The organism is Marinomonas sp. (assembly GCF_039940335.1).
Classification (GTDB): Bacteria; Pseudomonadota; Gammaproteobacteria; order Pseudomonadales; family Marinomonadaceae; genus Marinomonas.
The window spans coordinates 179,784-206,239 of record NZ_JBDVGW010000013.1 but is presented as its reverse complement, the minus strand read 5'-3'; the positions used below and the strand labels follow the sequence as shown (position 1 = coordinate 206,239).

The 26,456-nt window shown below is 45.2% G+C and carries 26 protein-coding genes; 6 read left to right on the top strand and 20 right to left on the bottom strand.

The genetic code is table 11. The annotated features are described in order from the left end of the window. Positions 1–15: 15 nt before the first annotated feature. From yfaE to ABJF92_RS10590, 4 genes are all read right to left on the bottom strand, one after another. Entirely contained in the window at positions 16–318 is a 303-nt protein-coding gene (gene yfaE, locus ABJF92_RS10605) for a class I ribonucleotide reductase maintenance protein YfaE (protein WP_446815767.1), read from the bottom strand. Further along, positions 299–1,432, bottom strand: coding sequence for a class Ia ribonucleoside-diphosphate reductase subunit beta (gene nrdB / locus ABJF92_RS10600; protein WP_446815766.1), 1,134 nt, complete (start codon positions 1,430–1,432; stop codon positions 299–301). Before nrdB ends, yfaE begins: the two co-directional genes overlap by 20 nt. A gap of 135 nt (positions 1,433–1,567) precedes the next feature. Beyond that, entirely contained in the window at positions 1,568–3,832 is a 2,265-nt protein-coding gene (nrdA, locus tag ABJF92_RS10595) for a class 1a ribonucleoside-diphosphate reductase subunit alpha (RefSeq protein ID WP_446815765.1), read from the bottom strand. 299 nt (positions 3,833–4,131) lie between these two features. Continuing rightward, positions 4,132–4,866, bottom strand: a complete 735-nt coding sequence (locus tag ABJF92_RS10590) for a heparan-alpha-glucosaminide N-acetyltransferase (RefSeq protein ID WP_446815764.1) — start codon at positions 4,864–4,866, stop codon at positions 4,132–4,134. Between the two features lie 20 nt (positions 4,867–4,886). Between ABJF92_RS10590 and ABJF92_RS10585 the strand changes: the two genes are divergently transcribed. Next, positions 4,887–5,444, top strand: coding sequence for an alpha-ketoglutarate-dependent dioxygenase AlkB family protein (locus ABJF92_RS10585; RefSeq protein WP_446815763.1), 558 nt, complete (start codon positions 4,887–4,889; stop codon positions 5,442–5,444). An 8-nt stretch (positions 5,445–5,452) separates the two neighbouring features. Here the strand turns inward: ABJF92_RS10585 and pdxH are convergent, their stop codons facing one another. The 4 genes from pdxH to ABJF92_RS10565 are packed head-to-tail and all read right to left on the bottom strand — an operon-like array spanning position 5,453 to position 9,429. Then, on the bottom strand, positions 5,453–6,094 hold the full coding sequence (pdxH, locus tag ABJF92_RS10580) for a pyridoxamine 5'-phosphate oxidase (RefSeq protein ID WP_446815762.1): 642 nt from the start codon (positions 6,092–6,094) through the stop codon (positions 5,453–5,455). Between the two features lie 2 nt (positions 6,095–6,096). Continuing rightward, on the bottom strand, positions 6,097–6,729 hold the full coding sequence (gene coq7 / locus ABJF92_RS10575; RefSeq protein ID WP_446815761.1) for a 2-polyprenyl-3-methyl-6-methoxy-1,4-benzoquinone monooxygenase: 633 nt from the start codon (positions 6,727–6,729) through the stop codon (positions 6,097–6,099). Positions 6,730–6,744: 15 nt separating this feature from the next. Further along, the gene (locus ABJF92_RS10570; protein ID WP_445974965.1) at positions 6,745–7,086 is read right to left on the bottom strand and encodes a histidine triad nucleotide-binding protein; all 342 of its coding nucleotides are present in this window, start codon (positions 7,084–7,086) and stop codon (positions 6,745–6,747) included. A 45-nt stretch (positions 7,087–7,131) separates the two neighbouring features. Next, positions 7,132–9,429, bottom strand: coding sequence for a 7TMR-DISM family protein (locus ABJF92_RS10565; RefSeq protein ID WP_446815760.1), 2,298 nt, complete (start codon positions 9,427–9,429; stop codon positions 7,132–7,134). Between the two features lie 58 nt (positions 9,430–9,487). On the opposite strand from ABJF92_RS10565, the gene ABJF92_RS10560 reads away from it, so the two are divergent. After that, the gene (locus tag ABJF92_RS10560; protein WP_446815759.1) at positions 9,488–9,739 is read left to right on the top strand and encodes a hypothetical protein; all 252 of its coding nucleotides are present in this window, start codon (positions 9,488–9,490) and stop codon (positions 9,737–9,739) included. Positions 9,740–9,807: 68 nt separating this feature from the next. Here the strand turns inward: ABJF92_RS10560 and purD are convergent, their stop codons facing one another. From purD to dsbD, 9 genes are all read right to left on the bottom strand, one after another. Beyond that, positions 9,808–11,091 carry a phosphoribosylamine--glycine ligase gene (gene purD, locus ABJF92_RS10555; RefSeq protein ID WP_446815758.1) on the bottom strand — a complete coding sequence of 428 codons (1,284 nt, stop codon included), beginning with the start codon at positions 11,089–11,091 and terminating at the stop codon, positions 9,808–9,810. Positions 11,092–11,126: 35 nt separating this feature from the next. Continuing rightward, positions 11,127–12,704 carry a bifunctional phosphoribosylaminoimidazolecarboxamide formyltransferase/IMP cyclohydrolase gene (purH, locus tag ABJF92_RS10550; protein WP_446816472.1) on the bottom strand — a complete coding sequence of 526 codons (1,578 nt, stop codon included), beginning with the start codon at positions 12,702–12,704 and terminating at the stop codon, positions 11,127–11,129. Positions 12,705–12,780: 76 nt separating this feature from the next. Further along, positions 12,781–13,059 (bottom strand): DNA-binding transcriptional regulator Fis, encoded by a 279-nt coding sequence (gene fis, locus ABJF92_RS10545; RefSeq protein WP_445974961.1) that lies wholly within the window; start codon positions 13,057–13,059, stop codon positions 12,781–12,783. 95 nt (positions 13,060–13,154) lie between these two features. Then, complete coding sequence (gene dusB, locus ABJF92_RS10540) at positions 13,155–14,144, bottom strand: tRNA dihydrouridine synthase DusB (RefSeq protein WP_446815757.1); 990 nt, start codon at positions 14,142–14,144, stop codon at positions 13,155–13,157. Positions 14,145–14,298: 154 nt separating this feature from the next. After that, positions 14,299–15,612 carry a zinc-ribbon and DUF3426 domain-containing protein gene (locus tag ABJF92_RS10535; protein WP_446815756.1) on the bottom strand — a complete coding sequence of 438 codons (1,314 nt, stop codon included), beginning with the start codon at positions 15,610–15,612 and terminating at the stop codon, positions 14,299–14,301. Positions 15,613–15,654: 42 nt separating this feature from the next. Then, positions 15,655–16,545, bottom strand: coding sequence for a 50S ribosomal protein L11 methyltransferase (gene prmA / locus ABJF92_RS10530; RefSeq protein WP_446815755.1), 891 nt, complete (start codon positions 16,543–16,545; stop codon positions 15,655–15,657). Positions 16,546–16,660: 115 nt separating this feature from the next. Further along, complete coding sequence (gene accC / locus ABJF92_RS10525; protein WP_446815754.1) at positions 16,661–18,001, bottom strand: acetyl-CoA carboxylase biotin carboxylase subunit; 1,341 nt, start codon at positions 17,999–18,001, stop codon at positions 16,661–16,663. Positions 18,002–18,021: 20 nt separating this feature from the next. Then, positions 18,022–18,468: an acetyl-CoA carboxylase biotin carboxyl carrier protein gene (gene accB / locus ABJF92_RS10520; RefSeq protein WP_446815753.1), complete on the bottom strand. Its 447-nt coding sequence runs from the start codon at positions 18,466–18,468 to the stop codon at positions 18,022–18,024. A 266-nt stretch (positions 18,469–18,734) separates the two neighbouring features. Next, positions 18,735–20,537 (bottom strand): protein-disulfide reductase DsbD, encoded by a 1,803-nt coding sequence (gene dsbD / locus ABJF92_RS10515; protein WP_446815752.1) that lies wholly within the window; start codon positions 20,535–20,537, stop codon positions 18,735–18,737. A gap of 128 nt (positions 20,538–20,665) precedes the next feature. Between dsbD and ABJF92_RS10510 the strand changes: the two genes are divergently transcribed. From ABJF92_RS10510 to ABJF92_RS10500, 3 genes are read left to right on the top strand one after another with little or no spacing between them, the layout of a single operon-like run. Beyond that, positions 20,666–21,502, top strand: a complete 837-nt coding sequence (locus tag ABJF92_RS10510; RefSeq protein ID WP_446815751.1) for a hypothetical protein — start codon at positions 20,666–20,668, stop codon at positions 21,500–21,502. 10 nt (positions 21,503–21,512) lie between these two features. Next, positions 21,513–22,562, top strand: a complete 1,050-nt coding sequence (locus ABJF92_RS10505; RefSeq protein WP_446815750.1) for a DUF2333 family protein — start codon at positions 21,513–21,515, stop codon at positions 22,560–22,562. A gap of 3 nt (positions 22,563–22,565) precedes the next feature. Beyond that, the gene (locus tag ABJF92_RS10500) at positions 22,566–23,072 is read left to right on the top strand and encodes an N-acetyltransferase family protein (protein ID WP_446815749.1); all 507 of its coding nucleotides are present in this window, start codon (positions 22,566–22,568) and stop codon (positions 23,070–23,072) included. A gap of 47 nt (positions 23,073–23,119) precedes the next feature. On the opposite strand, the gene ABJF92_RS10495 is transcribed toward ABJF92_RS10500, so the two are convergent. Next, complete coding sequence (locus ABJF92_RS10495; RefSeq protein ID WP_446815748.1) at positions 23,120–24,469, bottom strand: anti-phage deoxyguanosine triphosphatase; 1,350 nt, start codon at positions 24,467–24,469, stop codon at positions 23,120–23,122. Positions 24,470–24,578: 109 nt separating this feature from the next. On the opposite strand from ABJF92_RS10495, the gene ABJF92_RS10490 reads away from it, so the two are divergent. After that, complete coding sequence (locus tag ABJF92_RS10490) at positions 24,579–24,872, top strand: LysR family transcriptional regulator (RefSeq protein WP_446815747.1); 294 nt, start codon at positions 24,579–24,581, stop codon at positions 24,870–24,872. A gap of 29 nt (positions 24,873–24,901) precedes the next feature. Here the strand turns inward: ABJF92_RS10490 and ABJF92_RS10485 are convergent, their stop codons facing one another. Together ABJF92_RS10485 and ABJF92_RS10480 are read right to left on the bottom strand one after the other, a co-directional pair. Further along, a complete protein-coding gene (locus ABJF92_RS10485; protein ID WP_446815746.1) occupies positions 24,902–25,636 on the bottom strand; it encodes a phosphoadenylyl-sulfate reductase in 735 nt (244 codons plus the stop codon). Positions 25,637–25,795: 159 nt separating this feature from the next. Next, positions 25,796–26,455 carry an NUDIX hydrolase gene (locus ABJF92_RS10480; RefSeq protein WP_446815745.1) on the bottom strand — a complete coding sequence of 220 codons (660 nt, stop codon included), beginning with the start codon at positions 26,453–26,455 and terminating at the stop codon, positions 25,796–25,798. Position 26,456 lies beyond the last annotated feature (1 nt).

Here is a 26,456-nt window from a genome sequence, read left to right as displayed (position 1 = left end):
TTAGGCAAAGGCCGTCTAATCGAAAAAAGCGATTTCAATATCGCTTTTCACGATGGCACAGCAGGCGAGTAAATAGCCACTTTGTACCCATGCTAAAGGTTCGAAAGGGTAGCTGACTTGTCCCCATAATAGCTTAATGGAGCAAGAGGAGCAGTAGCCTTCGCGGCACTGGTATTCTACATGAATACCCGCCCGCTCTAGCTGTACCAGTAAGGGTTCTTCCTCGGTAACCAAGATTTGTTTCTTGCCAAGAAGAACCCGGTGAACAGGCTTATCTTTTTTTGCTGCTGTACTTGCCTTAAATGTCGAAGTCGTCAAAGTCCGATTCATCCAAGTCGTTGTCAATTTGGCCCACTAGATAAGAGCTGATTTCAGCTTCTTGTGGCGCCACTTGTACGTTGTCACTGACCAGCCAGGCGTTGATCCAAGGGATAGGGTTATGCTTTGTTTCAAAATGCGCTTCAAGGCCCACCGCCTGCATGCGTACGTTGGTGATGTACTCCACATACTGGCTGAGAATTTGTGCGTTTAAGCCGATCATGGAACCGTCTTTAAACAGGTAACCTGCCCATTCCTTTTCCTGTTCCGCTGCTTCAATGAAAATATTGCGCATTTCATCTTGGCACTCGGCGGCGATAGTGGCCATTTCTGGGTCATCTTTACCCGAGGCCATTAGGTTTAGCATGTGCTGGGTACCGGTTAGATGCAAAGCTTCATCACGAGCGATCAGTTTAATGATCTTGGCGTTACCTTCCATTAGAGTGCGTTCAGCAAAGCCAAAACTGCATGCAAAGCTTACATAGAAACGAATGGCTTCTAGTACGTTGACAGAAGCGACCGTTAGATAAAGAGCTTTCTTAAGCTCAGGCATGGAAATCTCAATATCGCCCTTGCCAGGAATATTAAAAGTGCCAAGGCCCATGGTGTTGTACAGGTTGACCATTTCGATCAGACGATCGTAGTACACAGATACACTGTCAGCACGTTTGGTGATTTCTTCATTCGTGACAATATCGTCAAAGATCTTAGTAGGATCATTTACAATGTTACGAATAATATGGGTGTAGGAACGGCTATGAATGGTTTCACTGAAAGACCAAGTTTCAATCCAAGTTTCCAGTTCAGGAAGAGAAACGATAGGCAACAAGGCAACGTTAGGAGAGCGACCCTGAACACTGTCCAACAAGGTTTGGTACTTTAAGTTGGATAAGAAAATATGTTGTTCGTGGGCTTCTAGGCGTTGGAAGTCTTTGCGGTCAGTAGAAAGATCGACTTCTTCTGGTCGCCAGAAGAATGACAATTGTTTCTCGATGAGCTTTTCGAATATGGGATGCTTTTGTTGGTCATAACGCGCAACATTGACATTTTCACCAAAGAACATGGGCTCTTTTGTACTATCGAAGTGTTTACGGTTAAAAGTCGAATAGCTCATTGCGTTGATATTTCCTCAAAGTATCAGGGCCTTTGAAATGAAGGCCGCTGTATTAATACGATGTTATGTTCAAAAAAGTTTAAACGTGGCAAAGCCCCATCGAAATGAGGCTTTGCGATTACAGGCGATAAAAGATTAGATCTTGCATGCGCCACCGGCGCAATCGTCCATATCTTCTTGTTTGTCGTCTGCACCATCACGAGTGTTGTGATAGTAAAGTGTTTTCACACCCAGTTTGTAGGCGGTGAGTAGGTCTTTCAAAATGACCTTCATTGGTACCTTTTGTGACTCAAATTTCTGCGGGTCATAGTTGGTATTGGCGGAGATAGCTTGGTCGACAAACTTCTGCATAATGCCGACTAGTTGTAAATAACCATCGTTAGAAGGGATGCTCCACAACAACTCGTAGTTGTCTTTTAGGCGTTCAAACTCGGGTACAACTTGCTTCAGAATACCGTCTTTACTGGCTTTGACCGAAACAAAACCACGTGGTGGCTCAATGCCGTTCGTCGCATTACTGATTTGCGAAGATGTTTCAGAAGGCATTAGAGCAGTTAGCGTCGAGTTACGTAGACCATGAGTAACAATCTCATTGCGCAGTGCTTCCCAGTCGTAGTACAACTCAGAAGAGCACACTGCATCCAGTTCTTTTTTATAGCTATCGATTGGCAGAACACCCTTAGCATAAGTTGTTTCGTTGAAAGCTAAACATGGGCCAAACTCTTTAGACAACTTGTTGGACGCTTTCAACAAGAAGTATTGGATGGCTTCAAATGTTTTATGGGTTAACTCGTTAGCGCTGCCGTCTGAGTATTTAACGCCATTCTTCGCAAGGTAGTATGCGTAGTTAATCACACCGACACCCAAGGTACGGCGAAGTTCTGTGGCTCTTTGAGCGGCTGGAATTGGGTAATTTTGATAATCCAGTAGGGCATCTAAAGCGCGAACAATCAGTTCTGCTAACTCTTCTAGCTCGTTTAGGTCTTCAATCGCACCTAGGTTGAAAGCCGACAGCGTACAAAGGGCGATTTCGCCTTCTGGATCATCAACACGGTTCAACGGCTTAGTCGGCAAAGCAATCTCTAGACATAGGTTACTTTGTTTAACTGGTGCCACCGCAGGGTCAAATGGGCTGTGCGTATTACAGTGGTCAACGTTTTGTAGATAGATACGACCGGTACTCGCACGCTCAGAGGCGAACAAAGTGAATAGCTCAGACGCTTTAATGGTTTGCTTGCGAATACTGTCGTCTTGCTCGTACATAGTGTACAAACGATCAAACTCTTCTTGGTCTGCGAAGAAAGCATCGTACAAGCCCGGAACATCTGAAGGGCTGAAGAGTGTGATGTTGCCACCCTTGATCAAACGCTGGTACATCAAACGGTTAAACTGCACGCCATAATCTAGGTGACGTACACGGTTTTCTTCTACACCACGGTTGTTTTTCAATACCAATAGACTTTCGACTTCTAAATGCCAGATTGGGTAGAAAACAGTGGCCGCACCACCACGAACGCCCCCTTGAGAACAGCTCTTAACTGCTGTTTGGAAGTGTTTGTAGAATGGGATACAACCTGTGTGGAAAGCTTCACCGCCACGAATTGGACTGCCTAGAGCACGGATAGCACCGGCATTGACACCAATACCTGCACGCTGGCTGACATATTTAACAATGGCGCTAGAGGTCGCGTTAATGGAATCTAGAGAATCACCACATTCGATCAAGACACAGCTACTAAATTGGCGAGTCGGGGTACGAATGCCTGACATGATAGGCGTCGGCAAGGAAATTTTGAATTGAGACACCGCATCGTAGAAACGTTTAATCAAATCCAAACGGCTTGATTTGTCGTATTCAGCGAATAGGCAAGCGGCCACAAGAATGTAAATAAACTGTGGGCTTTCATAGATGTCACCTGTCACACGGTTCTGTACTAAGTACTTACCCTCTAGCTGTTTTACCGCAGCGTAAGAGAAGTTCATGTCACGAGAGTGATCAAGCATGTTATTTAGGGTGTCGAACTCTTCTGCTGTGTAGTCAGCTAATAGGTGCTTATCGTAACGACCTTGTTCGACTAGGTTATTTACGTGCGCATGTAGGTGTGGGGGTTCGAAATCACCGAATGCTTTTTTGCGCAAATGGAAGATCGCAAGTCGGGCGGCAAGGTATTGGTAATCTGGTGTGTTTTCAGAGATTAAATCTGCGGCAGATTTAATTAATGTCTCATGAATGTCAGTGGTACGTATGCCTTCGAAGAACTGGATTTGAGCTTTTAACTCAACCTGGGAAACGGAAACGTTATCTAAACCTTCTGCGGCCCAAGTGATGACTTTGTGAATCTTTTCGAGATTGATTTTTTCGGTCTTCCCGTTACGTTTAGTAACTGTGAGAGTGCTCATGCCTTAACTTCCCATTAGTGCAAGTTGAAAATGTGGTCATTACCGTATCTAGTATGTTTATGTGTCCTTACATACTAGATGTAGTGATTGTCCTTAAGATGTAACGAACAATAGTGGTCATTGACTTTAAAATCAAGACTTGAAAAGCGTGCATTTTTCAGGTTCAAAAGGACGGCTAAGTGGTCACTTACTTGGTCTGCCTTAAGGTGCGTAAACTTGTGAATTGGCAATATGAGATAAGGCATTTTTATCTATTTTTATTTTAAAAAACACACTGATTTTGACTGCACGAAAACTAATCAAAGCAAGTAGTCGAGCACTGTTTTTGCACTTGCCACGAAAGCAAACAAAAATAGCTGATGTAGCAGATAGATAGGTAAGGCATGACGTCCTAATAGCGCCATAAATCGGATAATTGGGTGATCCGGAACAGTGCATTGATGTAATTTCACAAACCCGAGTAAAGGGCCCAGTAACACCACACCAATCCAAGGGAACGGAAACACTATGTCCAGTGTCCTACTGGGTAGGGGGATGTGTTGTGTGATGGTGTGAAAGGCATTAGGGAAGTGCAAGTAAGGGGTATAGTAATAACAGACAATAACGCCAGTACCAATAAAGCTTGCGACAACTGGGGTGCTCAGAAAAGGTCTAATTAAGATAGAGGCCAAGAAAATAAAATGCAGAATGCCAAAGTATATCCATTGTTGAGGGGCGGCGAGATAGGTCGCCAGAGATATGCCTAATGCGCAAATTAATAGCTTGCCATCTCGACGGTAAAAGGCCTTTGTACGCGACAGCCCTTTGCTAGGAGACATATGACTCACATAGGCAGACCAGCCAATGGCGGTGAAGAATAGGGTTAAGATCAGGCTGCGAAAGTGAACCCAGAAAGGGTCGAAGAGATGGTACTCTATGAAGCCGAAGTTGCGTAAGTCCCAGCAAAAGTGAAACACAATCATTAACAACACGGCGCTACCGCGATAGGTATCGAGCAGCAGACTGCGAGGTGTCTTAGCAAGGGGTGTTTGCATAGGAATCCAAGGTGTAAGAAATGACCGTAGCGCCATCATACCGATACTCATTTTTTAGCTCAAGCGGTGGCCCTTTATTCGCCACGTTAAAAACCTTATTGCCATGGCAGCAAGAGTCTTTAATGATGTTTGGTCGTCCAGTTAAAGTGCCAAGACAAGTCGCTTTTGTGGCTGATAAGGGCTTGTGTTATCGCTACACTGGTAAAGACCATTGGGGAACGGGGTGGCCAGAAGTATTATTAGCCATTAAGGCTGAGGCTGAGCATTTGGCAGGCCAAGAGTTTAACTGTGTTCTGCTTAACTGGTATCAAGATGGACATGACTACATGGGGTGGCATGCGGATGACGAAGCCGTGTTAGGCCCAGCCCCTGTGGTGGCCATGTTGAGTTTAGGAGCACCGAGAGATTTTCTTTTTCGGCTCAAGCACGCGCCCAAAATGAAACATAAGCTTTTGTTAGAAACGGACAGTTGGCTAATTATGGAGGCGGGTACACAGACCTTATGGCAGCATTCTTTACCTGTTCGTAAGAAGGTGCAGGAGGAAAGGATGAGTCTAACCTTTCGCCTCCTGCTGTAAAAACGAGATTAAGGGGCTTTACGGCTACGGACCCAAGAATCTCCTTGCTTTTGGTAGCATAAACGGTCGTGGAGGCGGCTTGGACGGCCTTGCCAGAATTCAATGAACTCCGCTTTTAGTAGGTACCCGCCCCAGTTTTCAGGGCAGGGCACAGGCTGGTCTTGTAAGCTTTGTTCTTGTTGCTCAAAGGCGGCTTGTAAGGCATCTCTATCCGCAACCACCTGGCTTTGATGAGAGGCACGGGCGGCTAATTGACTGCCTTTCGGGCGGCTAGCAAAGTATTGTTCAGAGACTTCGCGAGAAGTCTTGCTGATGTGCCCTTCAATGCGAACTTGGCGTGACAATGCTGGCCAAAAGAAGGTTAAGCAAGCCTTGTTGTTTTGATCAATTTGCTGGCCTTTATCACTGTCGTAGTTGGTGAAAAAGGAAAAGCCTTGCTCATCTCTTTGTTTCAATAGCACGATGCGAGCATGGGGTTGCAGCTGTTCATCTACGGTACTAAGTACCATGGCCGTTGGGTCATCTGGGCAGCTATCAATGGCTTTTTCTAGCCAATCGTCAAATAACAGGTACGGGTCGAGACCGACGTTGTCTTCTAACAAATCTTCGAATTGGTAGTCACGTCGAATAGAGTGCAGATCGCGGTTCATAATTAAATCCGATAAGTGGTTAACGTCATTACTTTAGAGACTTGTGTCATGATGGCCATGACAGGTTTTGGAAATTCTAGGCCACCGGACTGTAACGCGGCTTCTTTATGGAGCGCTTCGTCTATGTGCATTTGTCTCAAGATGGCTTTGCTTTTCTCATCTTCTTTGGGTAAAGCGTCTAAGTGTTTTTCCAGATGTAGGCAAACCTGATCTTCTGTGGCGGCCACAAAACCTAGGCTGAGTTTATCGCTGATTAATCCAGCCCCTGCACCAATAGAAAAAGACGCCGCATAGAAAAGTGGGTTTAAAATGCTCGGTCTGCTTTGCAAGTCATACAAGCGCTGCTCACACCACACTAGATGATCAACTTCTTCTTGTGCGGCATGTTCCATTTCTTCGCGGACGCTGTCGAGCTTGGCCGTGGTAGCTTGTCCTGCATACAAAGCTTGAGCGCATACTTCACCAGTATGGTTGATGCGCATTAACCCAGCCGCATGTTGGCGTTGGTTTTGGGTTAGTTCCACCTTTGGCTGATCATTCGCAGGGGAAGGTCGTTGGGCTTTGGCAACTTTTGGCACAAGAGTTTGTAATGCTCGATCCAGTTGCAAAATAGCTTTGTCAGCGATAGAGAACATAAAAAGTGTTCCTTATTAACCTGGAGGCCAAGTCATTGCTCGACCACCAAGTACATGCATGTGAATGTGGTAAACCGTTTGTCCGCCCATTTCATTACAGTTCATGGCAACACGGTAGCCGGCCTCACTGATGCCTTTTTGTTTGGCAACTTTGGCGGCAACAATTGGTAGCTTGCCTATTACAGGGGCGTCTTCATCGGTTAGATCATTTAAGGTGCTGATATGGCGCTTAGGAATGACGAGGAAGTGTGTTGGTGCTTGCGGCATAATGTCCTCAAAGGCAATAACATCGTCGTCTTCGTACAACACGGTCGCGGGGATCTCGCCCTTAACTAACTTACAAAATAAGCAATCCATGATTTTTTCCTTAGTCTTATATTATTCAGGGGAAGCACCTTACTATCAAGGCACAATCTGTTGTAAAGAATTGATCCGAGACAAGTTTGCGCGCTTTAATTTATCCCCTTTTGAAATTAATGCATTCAGTCTTGGCTCTAGCTGATCTTCTATTTCAGCGAATAGTAGTAGGTCATCATAGCCGAGCTTTTTCGCATAATCTCGAGATATTTTAGCATTGTTGGTGATCAAAATTGATTGGTCTTCCAAACGCATTAACGGTCGCACTTTCTGTTGGCTGATATGTGGAATGTGACCTCCATTATCAAAAACAACGATGACAGTGCCTCGTGTTCTCATTTTTGGCGTTGCCAAGTAATTGAGCAAATCATCCAGCGCGGTCAACTGTTCAATAACATTTTGTTGATGTTGTAAAACGGCTAAGGCTCTTTGCAATTCTCGATCATCTTGTCCAAATACAAGAATGTTAAAAGAACTTGTGGGTGTAGATTTCGTCGTTATCTGGCGCTTGTGAGATTGAATAGGTAAGCTAACTTTTAATGCTTGATGTTGCCCTCTAGGGATAACTTCCATGCCACCTTGTAGGTGAGACGTAATCAACTCCATGTATTTTAAGCCAAAGTCTGAACCATGGGTCTTATTTTGAACTCGAGTCGGCACAGGGTAAAAAGACACCTCAAGGTGAGTGAGCCCTTTTCGTTCTAAATACTGCAAAGAAACATCGACGGTAAGCACTTGGTCGGTGAAGTGCTTGAGTTCCATGAGAGCCACTTCAATGAAATGTTGAATCAGTGCTCCTTGGCGCAGTATTTCAACTTGTTCCAGCTTCTTTAGATTTAGCTCAATGCTGGCATTGTCTTGATCAATTTCTTGGAATTGATTGTAAGCATTATTGATCAATGTTTTTAACAGTATGCTTGGGGTATTCTTTTCTAACTCCTGTTCACCGATTGAATTAATAAGGTCAATCCGCTCAATTAATCCCTTAATATGAGTGTTAGCAACAGTTCCTGCGGCAAGAATTTGCTTCGCCTCGGACGATTGGTAGGTTTTAGCTCCCCAACTTAAGCTGCCATCAATGATGTTGGTTTGGCGACGTAAGCGGCTGGATAAGTCGGCGAGAAGCTCGTAAGTGTGAGTGCGGGAAGTGTCGCTGTCTCGACTGTCGCTTCTACGTAACGGATCTTTTTGAATTAACATGCCCAAATAGTGAACGATAGCCTCGCCGATACAAGCAAGGGTAAGTCCCCAATAGAGAATGGTCGGACTATCGAGTATTCCATAGACGGTGGTTAGCCATGAGAAATGGCCAATCAGCAAGATGAGTCGAGCAAATAAATAGAAACCTGCAAAAGGTATACCTTTTACCACAGCAACCACCGCGTGGACAGACAACGAAATCAATGTGGTGAAGCCAACCACGGAGAGAACTTTGATATCAAAAAAGCTCGGCTGGAGAGTGAAAATTCCTGCCAGTACTAAGACAATAAACCCCCACACTTTGAGGAGTTTATCGAGGTTTGGAAAATGTTTTTTTGTGTTCAAATAGAGTCTTGAGAAGAAGACAATCGCGCTGGTGCCCACAAAAGAAGCGAGGTTATAAATACGCTCTTGAAAGCCTGCTTCGTTGGATAAGTTCGCTAAGAGGCCGTGTAGCGACAAGTGGAAAAAAGCCACAGAAATTAATAGTAAGCCATAGCATAGGTACATAGGGTGCCGACTTTTTGCATAGAACAGAATGTTATTCACCAACAGCAAAGCCAAGATACCAATCAAGAAACCTGACGTTAAGAAATTTGCAAGCTCATCTGAATCTATGCTCGATAAGGTACGGATGGATATTTCGGCATTAATCGGCAGCTGGGACGCCAGTTTGAAATATACGGTAAACACTGCAGGAGGATTTGCAGGCACGGCATAGAGGTAGTGAGGGCGCTGAATAAGCCGCTGATTTTGAGCAGTTTCTTCTCCTAAACGTGCTAGGCGTGCAAGATTGTTTATCTGAGGGAAATAAGCATCGAGGTATTGCAGGCGATGGGACTTTACTTCCAGAAGAATCGGGCTTTTGGTGGTGGCACGGATAGCAATGTCCGAGCGGATCCAAATATTACCTTTTACTTGGCCAAACTGAAGAAACGCCTTATTAAGGGGGCGGAAGCGATTATCGTACCGCTCATTTGAAACTTCTTTGATTGTTAGGTTGGCGCTTTCGTCAATAAAATATTCACCACTTAACCCAAGGTTAAAAGCTTTGTTTGTGTCGTCAATGATCGCTAGGTCATAGGTGGCCCATGCGAAGTTGGAGAGAGCTAATAAAAAGAGTAAAATTATTCGCGGAAACAAACTGCTAGTCCAAGTGTCGAATCATATGGCTACCATTATTAACTAGATAGGGGATTGAATGCTATATCCAATTTTAGTCGAGTACTACGTTTACTTCGGCTTATTGTTATTAGGCGTCACTTGGTTTGCACGTCAGGCTAAGCCGAGCTTAAGAACGAATCTTTTTTATGGCTATGGCATGATAGTCGCGTTGGGTTTCTTACTGTCTTTGGAATGGGTTGCTGGGGTGATTTTTGGCTTGCTGGTACTGGAACTAGGCCGATTATTTAAAGCTTGGCTGGATAAGAAAGAGCAGCAACTTAAAAAATAACCTGCCCATAAAAAAGGCTTCATACTGAAGCCTTTTTCGTGTCATAAATACGTCTTAGCGAGAAGTAATTATTTTTCGCGAGCAATGGCTCTGTGACCAATGTCGGTTCTAAAATAAACTTTATCCCAAGAGATTTTATCCACTACGCTGTAAGCGCCGGCTTGTGCCTGGGCAACCGTATCACCCAAAGACACCGCACAAAGTACACGGCCACCGTTAGTCACAATATTGCCGTCTTTCTCTGCTGTACCTGCTTGGAAGACTTTTTGGTGCGCTGGTAGTGGTGCATCATAGCCTGAAATGATATCGCCTTTGGCGTAATCTGCTGGGTAACCACCTGCCGCCAATACAACACCTAAGCTGGCACGAGGGTCCCAGTCCGCTTCAACACTGTCTAGTTCGCCTTCAATCGCTGCAACACACATTTTCGCCAAGTCAGAGCGCAAGCGCATCATGATAGGTTGCGTTTCTGGATCGCCAAAACGGCAGTTGTATTCAAGTACTTTAGGTGTGCCATCAGAAGCGACCATAACGCCTGCGTACAAGAAACCGCGGTAACGATTACCTTCTGCGTTCATGCCTTTTACGGTAGGCATAATCACTTCATTCATGATTCGATCATGAATTTCTGGCGTCACCACAGGAGCAGGGGAGTAAGCACCCATGCCGCCAGTGTTAGGGCCTTTGTCACCGTTATCGCGTGCTTTATGGTCTTGGCTGGTGGCCATAGGCAAAACACTTTCGCCATCTACCATACAGATAAAGCTGGCTTCTTCACCGAACAAGAACTCTTCAATAACCACACGGTTACCAGCATCACCGAAAGCATTACCTTCGAGCATATCTTCGACCGCGGCAATCGCTTCTTCTTCGGTTTGCGCCAAGATAACGCCTTTGCCTGCCGCTAAGCCATCCGCTTTTACCACGATTGGTGCGCCATGTTCTTTTATGTAGGCTATCGCCGGTGGGATTTCTGTGAAATTACCGTAGAAAGCTGTAGGGATATTGTGACGCGCCAAAAAGTCTTTCGTAAAGGCTTTAGAGCCTTCTAATTGCGCCGCCGCAGCCGTTGGGCCAAAAATTGCCAGCCCCGCTTTTTCAAAGGCATCCACCACACCAATTACCAAGGGGGCTTCTGGACCAACGATAGTCAGGTCAATCGCTTTTTCTTGAGCAAAAGCAACCAGTTTATCAATGTCCGTCACGCCGATATCAACATTCTCTACTTTATTTTCAAGTGCAGAGCCTGCGTTACCCGGGGCAACATAAACTATTTCTACTTCAGTGGATTCTGCAGTTTTCCATGCCAAAGCATGTTCGCGGCCACCGTTACCAATAATAAGAACTTTCATTATCTGTTCATCCTTTTGGTTAATCTAGATTTGTATTAGTGACGGAAATGACGCATGCCGGTAAAGACCATGGTCATGCCAGCTTCGTCCGCTGCAGCAATAACTTCTTCATCACGCATTGAGCCGCCTGGCTGGATAACGGCTGAGATGCCCGCTTTTGCTGCAGCATCAATACCATCGCGGAATGGGAAGAACGCATCGGAGGCCATAACAGAGCTAATCACTTCAAGGTTTTCATCCGCCGCTTTAATACCTGCGATTTTCGCACTGTAGACGCGGCTCATTTGGCCTGCGCCAACACCAATAGTTTGGCCGGCTTTTGCGTAAACGATGGCGTTAGATTTCACAAATTTTGCAACCTTCCACGCAAATAACAGGTCGTTTAATTCTTGTTCAGTTGGCTGGCGTTTTGACACAACTTTTAGGTCGTCTAGTGTAATGCTGCCGTCGTCTCTGTCTTGAACCAGTAGGCCACCATTGACGCGCTTGTAGTCCAGTGCGGCAGGCTTGTCTGCTGACCACTGACCACACTCTAGTAAGCGAACGTTTTGCTTGCTCGCCACAATTTCAGCGGCTTTTGTGCTTACGCTAGGTGCGATGATGACTTCTACAAACTGACGATCGACAATAGCTTGAGCCGTTTCTGCGTCCAGTTCTTGGTTGAAGGCGATAATGCCACCAAAGGCAGATGTAGGGTCGGTTTGGAAGGCGAGGTCGTAAGCTTCTAGTTGGCTGCTAGCCGTTGCTACACCACAAGGGTTGGCGTGCTTAACGATCACACAAGCCGGCTCTTGGAAAGACTTAACACATTCAAGAGCGGCATCTGTGTCTGCGATGTTGTTGTAAGACAAAGCCTTACCTTGAAGCTGTTTCGCCGTACTGATAGAGGCTTCTTGTGGGTTACTTTCAACATAGAAAGCCGCTTTCTGGTGTGGGTTTTCACCGTAACGCATTTCTTCTTGCTTATTGAATTGCAGATTGAATGTGCGTGGGAAATCTTCACTGCCACCAGGCACTTTTTGGCCCAGGAAGTTAGCAATTGCACCATCGTAATGAGACGTGTGCTCAAACGCTTTTACCGCCAAGTCAAAGCGGGCGTCAAAGGTCAAACCGCCATCAGTTTTGATAGCGCTTAAAATGCCATCATAGTCGCTAGGGGAAACAACAATAGCCACGTCTTTGTGGTTTTTGGCTGCAGAACGAACCATGGTTGGTCCACCGATGTCGATGTTTTCAATCGCCATTGGTAAGTCACAATCTGGGCGGGCAATGGTTGCTTCGAAGGGGTACAGGTTAACAATGACCATATCAATTTCGTCAATGCCGTGCTCTTGCATGATGGCGCCGTCGATATCACGGCGGCCTAGAATACCTCCGTGTACTTTAGGGTGAAGGGTCTTTACACGCCCATCCATCATCTCAGGGAAGCCAGTGTAGTCTGATACTTCGGTTGCACTAACTTGATTGTCGAGTAGCAATTTATAAGTACCGCCAGTCGAAAGAATCTCAACGCCATGCGCTGTCAATTCGCGGGCAAAGTCGACGATGCCGGTTTTATCAGAAACGCTGATTAGAGCTCGTTTGATTGGAGTCACTGTATTTTGATTAGCCATCATGGTTCTCGCAATTGTTTAACACTAAATTAACAAGGGGTAAAAACGAATAAAGGGCGAAATTCGCCCCTTATTTTTATAACATGCCGTATTGCTTTAACTTCTTGCGCAGAGTGCCTCGGTTTAACCCAAGGATGGTCGACGCCTTAGTTTGGTTGTCTTTGGTATAACTCATGACCGATTCGAGTAACGGAGCTTCAACCTCTGCCAAAACAAGTTGGTATAGGTCGGAGACAGGTTGCCCATCTAGATGAGAGAAATAGTTTTGCAATGCTTTTTCAACATTATCACGTAGTGTTTGAGACTGCTCTGAAGAAACAGTTTGAAACGCTTGAGTATGAGTTTGTTCTACCACAGATTGACCTTCTAGTTTAAAGCTAACTATTTTATTTAAGTGCTTAGGGAAGCTGAATCAGGCTATTTATCATAGCTTTCATTACCTTTTAAACACTATATACAAACTTCACTAGCCGTTTGGCTAATGAAAAAATTATCCAATTCTTCCAGCTGTTGTGTCGCATTATCAATGCGATTAAACGTGCTGCGAAATTGAGTTTTATCCGCTAACGTTTGCAAGTACCAACCCACATGCTTACGTGCAATTCGCACACCTAGGTAATCACCATAAAATTGGTGCAAGGCTTTAACGTGCTGAATAACAAGTTGGCTAACCTCCGAAATTGAAGGCGGTGCTAACAATTCATTGGTTTGTAAATAATGATTTATTTCGCGGAATATCCATGGTCTGCCTTGGGCGGCCCGACCAATCATAATGCCGTCAGCGTTAGTGTATTCTTTAACAAATTTGGCAGACTGAGCATCTTTAATATCGCCATTAGCAAACACCGGGATTGATAAGTGTTGCTTGATCTCGGCGATCGTATCGTATTCTGCTTGCCCCTGAAATTTACACTCTCTGGTTCTTCCATGTACAGCAAGTGCTTGGACACCGATGTCTTGTGCCATTTTCGCAATGGTTAAACCATTTCTTTGGTCACGGCTCCAACCAGTGCGAATTTTCAGTGTGACAGGGACATTAACACTATTTACAACCGACTCCAGTATCTCACGAACCAGTGCTTCATCTTTTAGCAGGGCGGAACCTGCGGCTTTATTACACACTTTTTTGGCGGGGCAACCCATATTAATGTCGATGATTTGAGCACCAAGTTCGACATTCTGTTGGGCCGCTTGCGCCATCATGGCCGCATCGCCTCCGGCAATTTGGATCGATCTAGGGGAGACCTCTTTATCGTGAACTAAACGATGACGACTTTTACTGGATTGCCAGAGTCGCACATCGGATGTCACCATTTCGGAGACCACTAAACCAGCTCCTTGGTCATGGCAAAGACGTCGAAATGGCAAATCAGTAACACCGGCCATTGGGGCCAGAATAACTGGGTTGTCAACGCAATATGGGCCAATAGCAAATGCCATGATATTCCTGAATACTGGAGCGAATGTTAAAGATCGTCGACACTGTCGAGCGGGCGTGAATAATACCTATGCGATCAATGTTTTTGAAGTCTTGACAGCGTAAAAACTGACTATTTTTTGTGCTTTTTTTCAGTCTCAGGCAAAAAACGGCAAACTAGAAAGAACCGGTTCTCGCAGGCAAGGCTTTAAGTTGGTGAGTTACGGCCCGGGCACCTGGATCTTGAATTGGGATTACCACATGGATTGGTGTTTTTGGTGGCATGTAGGTGATATCGAGAAAGTCTTTGTGTAGGTAGTCGTTAGGAGCAAATAATCGTGCTGCAACGGGGGCGCCGTTTAAGTCAAAGAACTCTAATGCCACTTTTGGCATGGCTTGGGAAAACGGACTGGTGTTCGTCAAAATTGCATTGACCAATAATACATTCGCTTGTGAAGGGTGACTTTGGATTCTCACATGCTGAATACTGATGGCCTTGGTATCTTCAAAGACTGGTAAGGTGCAATCCGTGTAGGTACAAATGGTGCGATAGAAAGAGCGGAAAGTAGCGGAATGGCTGCCCGCTTCAAAAAAATGCATGGTAACTTGCCCCGCCAGTAATAACCCCCCGCTTAAAATACCGATTAGCCATAACCAAGCCAAGGCTGACTTGGGCTTTTTCTGGGCACTTTCTTCTTCGTCCAGTAGTGGTGCAAGATTTTGGTGTGCTGAAAGCTGTTCTAAAATAGAGTGTTGATCCGCGGGTTTCGCTTGTTTGCTGGAGGCCGTTTGAGCAAGGGAATGCAACGCCTGCATGTAATCAGGTTCTGGCTCTGGTTGAGTTTCCTTTGCGGGAGCTTGGTCCTGTCGATCTAAATCACTAGGCTGAAATAATACCTCTGGGCTAGGTTGAGGCTTTTTAAGCGGTGTTGAAATAGGTTTTGGAGCGGCACTCAATGCCGCTTCAACTTCTGCTAATTCTACTTCCCAAGGGGCAAGCTCTGAGTCGTTTTTAGCGACTTGGCTGGCTGTTGGTACTTTATCTAGGATAGAAACTTGCGCGGCGGCTGGTTTGCTGGGGGCTGGGGGTGTTGCTGCCTCAGTTGAAGGTGTTTTGTTGTTATCTTCATCGTCGAATAGGGTGTTTAGCCAATCTGGGTTGACTGGTAAATCTTCCAGTTCTATTTCTGACTCACGTGGTTTCGCTTTAGCCGGTGTAGGCGCTTCAGCTGAGATGTCACTCTCGATCGAATTCTCGATTGGTTGGCTTTGCTGGGAAGCTGTATCAACAGGTGTTTCTGTTGCTGCCTTGGGGTTTAGAGAGGTGCTGGGCGGTACCTGAGTGTTGGCTTTTTTCTGATGCTTTTGAGCATCAAAAATATGAAAACATTGACCACAACGCACTTTACCTTTTGCCATACTCAAGACTTCGTCGCTGACGCGAAATGCTGTGGAACATTTTGGGCAACGGGTGATTAAGCTGGTACTCATTGGTAAAGTGTCGTCCTTGTTTAATAACGGAATAAAGTGAGATTAAGCGTGTTTAGTGCCAACAATACGTACCCAGTCTTCAATCTCTACAATGGATTCTAGGGTGAACCACTCTTGGTAAGCTTCAACGACTTCTTTGGCTTGGTTAGCCAAAATACCGGATAACGCAAGTTGACCTCCGGTTTTCACTAATGCCGAGATAGTCGGGGCAAGCTGGGCAAGTGGGCCTGCCAAAATGTTTGCTACGACAATGTCGGCTTGCAGTTCAGACTCATAGGGAGGCAACTTCACCTCAATACGGCTTGGGTCTATGTTGTTTCGTTCGGCATTGGCCTGTGTGGCTTGAACCGCTTGTGGGTCAATATCAATGCCGACCATGTTGTTGGCACCCAGCAGTAAGCCTGCAATCCCTAATATGCCAGAGCCACAGCCATAATCGATAATACTTTTATCTTGGCAATCAATACTGTCGAGCCATTGTAGACATAAAGCTGTTGTTGGGTGAGTGCCCGTACCAAAGGCTAGACCTGGGTCTAGCATTAAGGTGACCGCATTTTCATCAGGAACTTCTCGCCAGCTTGGGCAAACCCATAGACGCTCACCAAATTGAATTGGATGGTAGCTGTCCATCCATTCTCTTTCCCAATCTTTGTCTTCAAGAATTTCGATTTTTAGGTTGAGTTCATGTTGACCAAGCGTTTGAGCTTTGTGTTCGATGATGGGTCGAATGCTTTCGATGTCTGCATCCGCTTCAAATAGACCCGTTACCTTGGTGTGTTGCCAAAGAGGGGTAGTGTTTAAATCGGGTTCATAAACTGGGTTGTCGTATACGTCTTCAAAGGTGACTACCATCGCACCGCATTCTAACAATGTGTCTTCGAAAGTAGGTACGTGTTCGGGGGTAGTATGAATACAAATTTGAAGCCAAGGCATAGCGTAAGTCCAACAAAATGAAAACAGGAATAGAATAGCGAAGCTAAGAGAGGGACGCGAGTAGAAAATAGCGATCCCTAGTGAATTTTACACACTAGGGATCGAATCCGCTTACTTAAAGACCAAGTTTTTTCTCTAAGTAATGGATGTTAACGCCACCAGCAATGAACTGAGCGTCATTGGCTAGGTCTTTCTGTAGAGCGATGTTGCTCTTAATGCCATCGATGAAGGTTTCATCTAGGGCGCCAGATAGGCGTTTTAGTGCAGCAGTACGATCCGGTGCATGACAAATGATTTTAGCAATCATGGAATCATACGTCGGTGGTACTGAGTAGCCACTGTATAGATGAGAGTCAACACGAACACCCATACCGCCTGGTGCGTGGAAGTATTCCACTTTACCTGGGCTTGGCATGAAGGTTTTAGGATCTTCTGCATTGATACGAGCTTCTACCGCATGACCATTAAGCTTGATGTCTTCTTGCTTAAGAGATAGAGGTAAGCCGCTGGCAATACGTAGTTGCTCTTTTACGATGTCAACGCCAGTTACCATTTCAGTCACTGGGTGTTCTACCTGAACTCGAGTGTTCATCTCGATGAAGTAAAAGCCACCGTCTTCGTACAAGAATTCAAACGTACCAGCGCCGCGGTAATTGATTTTAAGACAAGCATCAACACAGGCTTGCAAACAAGCTTGGCGAGATTCTTCATCTAGCATTGGTGCAGGCGCTTCTTCCAATACCTTCTGGTGACGACGTTGCAAAGAACAGTCACGATCGTATAGATGAACCGCGTTACCTTGGCCGTCAGCAAGTACTTGAACTTCTACGTGACGAGGGTTTTGTAGGAATTTTTCCATGTAAACCGTACTATCACCGAAGTAGGAGCCTGCTTCAGACTGGGTAATGCTGATAGATTTTAGTAGGCTGCCTTCGTTGTGAACAACGCGCATACCACGACCACCACCACCAGCTGCCGCTTTTACAATCACTGGGAAGCCGATTTCACGCGCAATGCGCATGCATTCTTCAGGGTCGGTTGGTACAGGGCCGTTAGAGCCTGGTACTGTTGGTACCCCTGCTTCTTTCATGGCTTTAATTGCAGAGACTTTATCGCCCATTAGACGAATGGTTTCTGCTTTAGGTCCGATGAAGGCGAAACCAGAATTTTCAACCTGTTCCGCAAAATCTGCATTTTCAGCAAGGAAACCATAGCCTGGGTGAATGGCTGATGTATCGGTTAACTCTGCTGCACTGATAATAGCAGGAATGTTTAGGTAGCTTTGCGCCGAAGGGTTAGGTCCGATACAAATGGACTCATCAGCTAAGCGTACATGGAGTAGGTCACGGTCAATTTTTGAGTGAACCGCAACGGTTTTGATACCGAGTTCTTTGCAGGCACGTAGAATACGCAGTGCAATTTCGCCTCGGTTTGCAATCAATACCTTATCTAGCATGGTGAAGCCTTTGTTTTAGATTAAACGATAGTAACGAGTGGTTGATCAAATTCAACTGGCTCGCCGTCACCAACAAGAATTGCGCCAATAGTACCAGACTTGTCCGCTTCAATTTGGTTCATCATTTTCATCGCTTCAACGATACAAATCGTGTCACCGGCATTTACTTTTTGGCCAACTTCAACGAATGCTTTAGCACCTGGTGCTGAAGATTGGTAGAAAGTTCCAACCATTGGAGAGTTAACAGTATGTCCCGTTACTGCTGCAGGCGCTTCTGGTGCCGCAGTCGAAGCGGCTGGGGCTGCAACTGGTGCGGCCGCTACTGGTGCTGCAGCAACTTGGGCAACCGCAACAGGAGCGCCACCACGGCTGATTCGAACGGCTTCCTCGCCTTCTTTAATCTCAATCTCGTAGACGTTTGATTCTTCTAAAAGCTCGATTAGTTTTTTGATTTTACGAATATCCATTTTTACTCTCTCTGTCGGTGTAAATTGACTAGTGAAGGTGACTTCACTAAATACTATTCATTCTTTGTGCTTTGCTGACTGGTTATTAAACCTCTATCTTAAAGTAGGTCTTGGAAGATTCTATGGTTAAGAATCAAGTCAGTAGGCGATCTATGCGGAAATTATCGGTAAAAAGCGCGATTTTGTCCAGTTATGTCGTAAAAAAACCTTAAACTGCCGTCTAAGGTTATTTTTTAATCATTTGTATACTTTTTGTTTTTGTATGATTATTGCAAAATATACTGCAAACGTGTGAGTACTTGTTCCTTGTTTGGCTCACCAATTAAAGAGAGCTCATCATTAGGTCTGTCAGCGTGCTGGTAAAACAGCAAAGAGGGTGGGCCAAAGAGATTAAAGTGGGCCATAAAAGCCTTATTGTTCGCTGAGTTTTCAGTCACATCGACCTTTACTAAACGTACTTGTTCTAACAATGGGTAAACCTCTGGGTCCATGAAAATTTCATCTTCCATTATTTTACAGCTAATGCACCAGTCTGCGTACAAATCTAAAACAATCGGTCGTGAGTCCGATTGTGCCAGTATTTTATCCAGTTCGGCAAGACTGCCAATATGGTGGCTAAATAACCCCTTATCGGTTGTTTTTAAAGTGCTATGGCTCGGTATGGGGGCAAATTGACGAGTGCTTGAGGTACTAAAGAACGCGTTATAAATAAGTCCAGCGCAAAGCAGCAGTGTGGTTAGTGCGACAAACCAGCGAATAATATGGGAGGCGACAGTGGCAATACGATGGAAAAAATAACTGCTGACCAACAAAGCAAGTGCTGCCCACAGTAAGTTAGTGATAAGCGCTGGTAACCAAGACGTCACCATCCAAATTGCCACGGCCAAGAGTCCAAAGCCCATTAGGGATTTGACTTCGTTGAGCCATTCTCCGTTTTTAGGCAGTACTCGAGGGCCGAACAAGCCAACAAGAATCAAAGGTGTGCTCATACCAATGGCCATCACAAACAACATGGCCGCCCCATACCAGGCTTCATTTTGGGTGCTGATGTAGAGCAAAATTCCTGCCAGTGGTGCTGAAACGCATGGAGATACAACCAATGTAGAGAAAATGCCGGCTAAAAAGCTGCCTAGGCTAGCTTTAGCGACGGACTGTCCACCAGCAGGGTTGAAATTGATTTGTTTGGATAAGAAGCTGGGTAACTTGAGTTCAAATGCGCCCAGCATAACCAGAGCCAGCAGGACAAACACAAACGCGCTAACCCCTAATAATATAGGGTTCTGCAACTGAGCTTGTAGATTCAAAGAAGCGCCAAAAGCGGCTACTAAGAAACCAATGGCAGCGTAAGTTAACGCCATACCTAGCACATACATCATGGTATAAAGAAATGCATTTAACTTAGAAGACTTGGTGCCTACCACAATAGCGCTCACAATCGGCACCATAGGCAACACACAGGGCGTGAAAGACAGTAGCAGTCCTAAGCCAAAAATTGTCACCAAGGTCAACCACAGATCAGCAGAATCCAATAGCTCACGAATATTACTGGCGGCAGAAGGGGCAATTTCAATCGCACCAGGTGTTACTTGTGGTTGCGATAAGGTGCCTTGTTGAGCGGTGTCTAGGGGCGGTACCACAAAACTAATAGGGGTCGTCTCTGGTGGGTAGCATAATCCTAAATCGGCACAGCCTTGGTAACTTAGTGTCGCTTGAATGCGGGTGCCAACAGGTAGATTAATATCATAATAAATAGCCAGTTCTAGCTCGTCACGATAAACCGTGACATCACCATAATAGGCATCATGGTTTTGCTCCCCGTCAGGAAAAGGAGCAAAGTACAAATGCTGGCCATCTTTTCCCCCCAAACGGAATTGCTTTTGATACAGGTAGTAGCCATCACTGATGATCCAGCTAGCTTTTAGGCGTCCATTTTCTGGGGCGCTGGTGGAAAGTTGGAAAGCCTGATCGACGGTTAAAAAAGCATTTTGAGTATTGGTGCTAGGAGCAAAGGTAAACGCCTGGGCAGACGAAAGGCCAAGCAGGCTAAGTAGCAGAATGATTAGACGCATAAATCTCTTCAGTTAAGCAAAACAAATAAGATCATGGAGGAAGAATCTTGTTTTTAAGCATTCCATCCATATAGTTAGGGCTATAGACTATCAGTCTGTTCAAAAGTTGCCAAAGATAAGGAATTAATTTGAATATAAGCACGATTGTTTTGCTAGGTTCTGCTCTTATATTGGCAGGTTGTCAACAAACTGTACGATCTTCTGACACGGCTGAGCCAGCGGTTGAGGCAAAAGCTGAGCTAGGCAAAACCGTCGAAGTTGCTGCTAAGCCAACTTTAGCATCAGAACAAGACAAGGTGCAGGTGGTTGAGAGCGAAACAAAGCAGGCCGAGGTTCCCGCTGTTAAAACATTAACAGCGGCTGAAAAAATCACCCAGCGATTGATCGTTAATGGTCGTATTGCCCTGGCTGAGCAGCGCTTATTGACGCCAGAGGATGATAACGCCAACTTGTATTTTCAGGCAGCCTTGGGTCGTGATCCGGGAAACTTTGATGCCATTCAAGGTATTTCTGAAATCGTTGAACAATACACTCAATGGGCTTGGTCTGCTGCTCAAAAAGGGCAATACCTGACCGCCAAGCGCTATTTGGGCTTCGCTCGTTTAGCTAACCCAGAGGATGTACTGATTGTTGAAGTGGAAGGGCGTATAGTGGATCTAAAACGTACCCGTACCCAACAAAAAACAGTTAAGCCTGTTGTATCTAATCCGCAGAGCCCACCATCTATTGGGGAATATTCTTTGCCTGCAAACCTCTTTAGTTTGAGCGATGAAGAGATAATTGAGAGAATGCAACCTATCATAGATAAGGTTGATGAAACGCAAGCCGCTATTGAAATAAATTGGCCAAATGATAAACAAGCTAGATTGCTTTATCAGATTATTAACAGCCGAGTCACAGAATTTCGTGTCCGTGCGATGATTTTCCATCGCACGGCACGCACGATTGAATTACAACTAGATTGAGGGTGTCAAAATGTCGTGGTTTACAAGTAAATTAGCTTCTATAAAAGAAGGCATTGACCTGTCTGGTTTGTGGAAGGGTATCGTGGCGGTGATTGCGGTGCTGGTTATCCTCTTGTCTATTCTAGGCATGTATTGGAGCAGTGAGCCGGACCAATTTGACGTGGTTGCTACCGCAAAAGAAAAAGCTGAACAGCAAGGCTATTTAAACAACAGTAAGAAACTTGTGGTGGGCTACACAACCGCCAGCACTTTACATACCTTGGTTGGCACCTTACTGGACAAACCGGGCGGCTTTATCACCAATGATGTAACACCACCCGGGGTGTTTATGGATAACATGCCTGCTTGGGAGTTTGGTGTGCTCGTGCAGTCTCGTGATTTAGCGCGTGCTTTGCGTAAAGAATTTAGTCGTTCACAGTCGCAATCCACAGAAGATGTGAACTTAAAAATTGCGGAACCACAATTTAACTTCGACACTCGCAGCTGGGCTTTACCTTCCAGTGAAAGTGAGTACCGTCGAGGTAATAAAGAGTTAATGAATTACCTGGACCGCTTAAACAGTACGGCCAGCGATAAAGCGCAGTTCTATGCTCGTGCCGATAACTTGTCGGACTGGTTGTCGGATGTAAATACTCGCCTAGGTAGCTTGTCACAACGTTTGGCGGCAAGTGTGGCGAATGTTCGTGAAAACACCGATCTTGCTGGTGAAACCAGTGCTCGCCAGTCAAGCAACTCTGGTGACTACCAATATGTGAAAACCCCTTGGTCGAAAATAGATGATGTGTTTTACGAAGCTCGTGGTACCAGCTGGGCCTTGATTCATATCTTGCGTGCCGTAGAAGTAGACTTTGTCTTTACCCTACAAGATAAAAATGCACTGGTGAGCCTGCGCCAAATTATTCGTGAATTGGAAGCAACCCAAACGGCTATTTGGTCGCCTATGATACTGAATGGTAGTGGCTTCGGCATGTTGGCTAACCATTCTTTGGTAATGGCTTCCTACATTTCTCGAGCGAATGCGGCGATTATCGACTTGCGCCGATTGTTAGAGCAAGGCTAAAAGATGTCGTCTTTGAATAACGGGAGCATACGTTCTGCACTTTTAGACGATGCTCCCGCTATTTTAGAGGCGTATAAAGCATCAGATAGTTTTTCGAGTTTGCATGCTCGGGAAAATCAAATTAGCTTGTTAGATGTTTTAGATTGGCTGGAAAATGCCTCGGATAAACATCCACTGCTAGTGTTTGAATACGACTCAAGAGTGGTTGCTTGGTGCTCTGTTGAGCCCTTTTATGGTCTGCCTGCATTTGACTCAGCCAGTGAGGTGTCTCTTTATGTATTACCCGATTGGCAAGGTTTTGGTGTGGGTCAGCGACTGCTTAATTACGTGCAAGAACAAAAAAAACACTTAGCGCTAACTCACCTATTGGCTTACGTTTACGGAAATAACACAAAGAGTAAGATTTTCTTTGAAAAACAGGGTTTTGCAGTTTGGGGGTACCTTCCTAATATTGCCCGGGGCCCATCTGCTTGTGGCGATGTATGCTTATACGGTTTGCAGTTAGATTAGCGCCTGCTTTATATGAAAAAGGCGACCCATTAGGGTCGCCTTTTTTGTTACATGGGTTCAAAAACTGAACCTAAGCTGGGTACGAAAAGCTTGTTGTACATACGGCTGGCGTAGTCATCCGTCATGGAAGACATGTAGTCACAAATAATGCGTAAGCCTGCTTGGGAGTTGATTTGTGACGCTTTATGCCATTCTCTGGCTATTTCACTGGGCAACAGCCTTTCTGGGTCAGCGCTGTAAGCTTCAAACATTTCTAGCAGCATTTGTTGGCCTTTATAGACCAGCATTTGCACTTCTGGGCGCTTGATAATGTGCTGCATTTCAAACTGCTTTAAGCAATCAAGGGCTTGTCGCTGAGGGCCAGGCAAAGCGATTTGGTAGCGTAATAAAGGATGCTCAAATGCCTCATTCTCTGAGATAAAGCAAGAGGTGATAAACCAGCTCACTAAGCTACCAATGGCTTCTTTACGCAAATGACTTTGCTTACTAAATAGCTGATGGCGAATGCTCTCTAAATTACCGCTTAAGTATTCACAATCTAGTGCCTGAAGCTTCGGTTCTAGATGCTCTAGCCACATATCCTTAGTCACCATGCCCAGCACGATAGCATCTTCCAAATCATGAACGCCGTAGGCGATATCATCCGCTAAATCCATGATGCTGGTGTCGAAGCTGGCATGACTGGCTTTTGCATGAGCCTGAGGTTGACTGCGCTTAGTATGTTGCAAGGTAAGCTTGTCTTGCTGACTAAATGGCTCTGTTATCCAGTTGAGTAGATCTGTTTCTTCTTGATACAGGCATTTTGGAGGTGACCAATGGGCGGCTTTAAACTGTCGAAAGTTGGAGGGTTTATTTGGGTACTCACCGACAACATCATCATGTAAAACTGGATACTTGAGTAACCCCAGTAAGGTTCGACGGGTAACATCCATGCCATACGTTGGCGAGTAGGAGCCGCGTTTCCCTAGAATACGTAATGACTGGGCGTTGCCCTCAAAACCACCATGGTCGAGCATCATAAAGTTTAAAGCGACTTCACCACCATGACCAAAAGGCGGATGACCAATGTCATGACTTAAACAAACCGTCTCGATGAGGGCTTCTTGAGCAAGCCATTTTTGAAAGGGCGCATCGTATGGTTGGCTGTGTTTAAGCTGATGGACAATACCGTTGCCAATTTGTGCTACTTCAAGAGAGTGGGTGAGTCGTGTTCGACTATAATCATTTTGACGTATAGCAAGTATTTGAGTTTTGGACTGGAGGCGTCGAAAGGCCGCGCTGTGAATGATACGCGCTCGATCTCTTTGATAAGGGGTGCGGTAATCATTCTCACGAGCTTGCTGGGCTCCGGATTGTCTTTCATGCCAAGGAAGCATGTCATCATACGCATTAGTCATGGTTGTATCTGCTTCACCTATAAAGCTTTAGTCTTCATCAAAAGCCGACATAGGTCAATGTTTGTCACCCACGAAGCAAGTAGAATGCATGTTCGATAAGGGAAAATTTATGCTAAATGTACAACACTTGTTAACGTTCAAAGCTTTAGTGAAAACCAATAGCTTTACAGAGACTGCTACGGAACTAGGCTTAACTCAGCCCGCAATTAGTCAACACATTCGTAAACTCGAAGAATCGTTAGGAGGGACTTTGTTTCAGCGTCATGGTCGACGAGTGGAAATTACAGAGTTAGGGCAAATTTTACTTGAGCACGTCATTAATCTTGAGCGTTGCCACGCGAGGTTTCTAGTCTCGTTAGATGGTTATAAACAAAGTCAGTATCAAAAAAAACAGGCTCATTAGTCTGCTGATTTGATACTGACCAAACAGATTTACTGTTGTGCAGTTGGTATTAGATTACCAATATGTAGGCCGCACTCTTTGTTCTCAGACTCTTCCCACCACCAACGACCTTCACGCTCATGCTGATTTGGCAAGACAGCACGTGTGCAAGGCTCACAGCCGATACTAGTAAAGCCTTTGGCGTGCAACGCATTGTAGGGCACATCAAACATCTTAATGTAGTTCCAAACATCTTCGGAAGACCATTCTGCCAGAGGGTTAAACTTAAACAGAGGGCTGTCTTCTTGGCTAAATGCTGTGTCTTCTTCCGCAAAGGCAAGAACGTTTCGTGTGCCAGGGCTTTGGTCTTTACGTTGGCCTGTGATCCACGCATCTAGAGTGGCAAGTTTGCGCTTCAGAGGCTGAACTTTACGGATGCCACAACATTCTTTGTGACCATCTTCTAAAAAGCTAAATAAGCCCTTTTTGCGGGTGAATTCCTCTAGTGCTTCCCGGTCAGGTGACAAAATCTCGATTTCAATTTTGTAGTGTGTGCGCACTTTTTCAATGAATTGATAGGTTTCTGGATGCAGGCGACCCGTATCCAAAGAGAAGACCTTTAGGTCTTTTTTGGCTTTAATGGCCATATCAATTAGCACCACATCTTCAGCACCACTGAAAGAAATAGCGATATTATCAAAGTGTTTTAGGGCGTTATGTATGATTTTTTGCGCTTCATCGGCTTTATTACTTTCGATAAAGGCTGCTAGGTCGAATGATGACATAAGATTCTAAACCAAATTCTTAATTAAATTAGGGCTACCATAGCAAGTTGCGGCACCGAAATAAAATACGAATCCACGCTAACCTTATAATAGAAAATAGGGACGAGAGGGAGATGACTAATCTCTGTCTAAGCTAGAAGAATCAATGGATGAGAGTGATTATTGTTTTGCTCTTATGTGGTTGGCTAAGGTTTGATAAAGGCCAAATAAAATTCCTGCTGTAACCCCCCAAATATGAATGTCTTGGTACTTTATTTCAAAGTAGCCCCGTGAGCGTTTATCCAATTGCTTGGTGCGAAAACGATAATTCTGCGGATTCAATAAATAGTTTAATGGCACCCAATGGACAGATTTAACTTCTTCTTCACACAGGCTTAATTCACTGCGACGGGTCATCTCTGCCACGATAGGCTTAATGCAAAAACCTGAGATAGTACAGTATTCTCCCAGCTCTCCTAGTAAGTCAAAACAGTCTGGCGCAAGGCCGACCTCTTCTAGGGTTTCTCGCAGGGCGGTGTACTGTATGCTGGTATCATCGGAATCGTGTTTGCCACCTGGGAAAGCAATTTGTCCTGGGTGGTTGCGCATGTGCAATGCTCTTTGAGTGAGTAGCACATAGAGTTGTTGATTTTCAGGGTCTTGCCAGATGGGAATTAAGACCGCAGCAGATCGATAATCTTGATTGTAGCCGGCGGGAAACATGTCTTCATCTGGGTTGTGAATTGGCTGATCATAGGGAGCTTTGTCTAATGCGTCACGAATTTCATCTAAACCTGTGATAATTGGTGGAGCGTTTAAAAACTGATCTATGTCAGACATA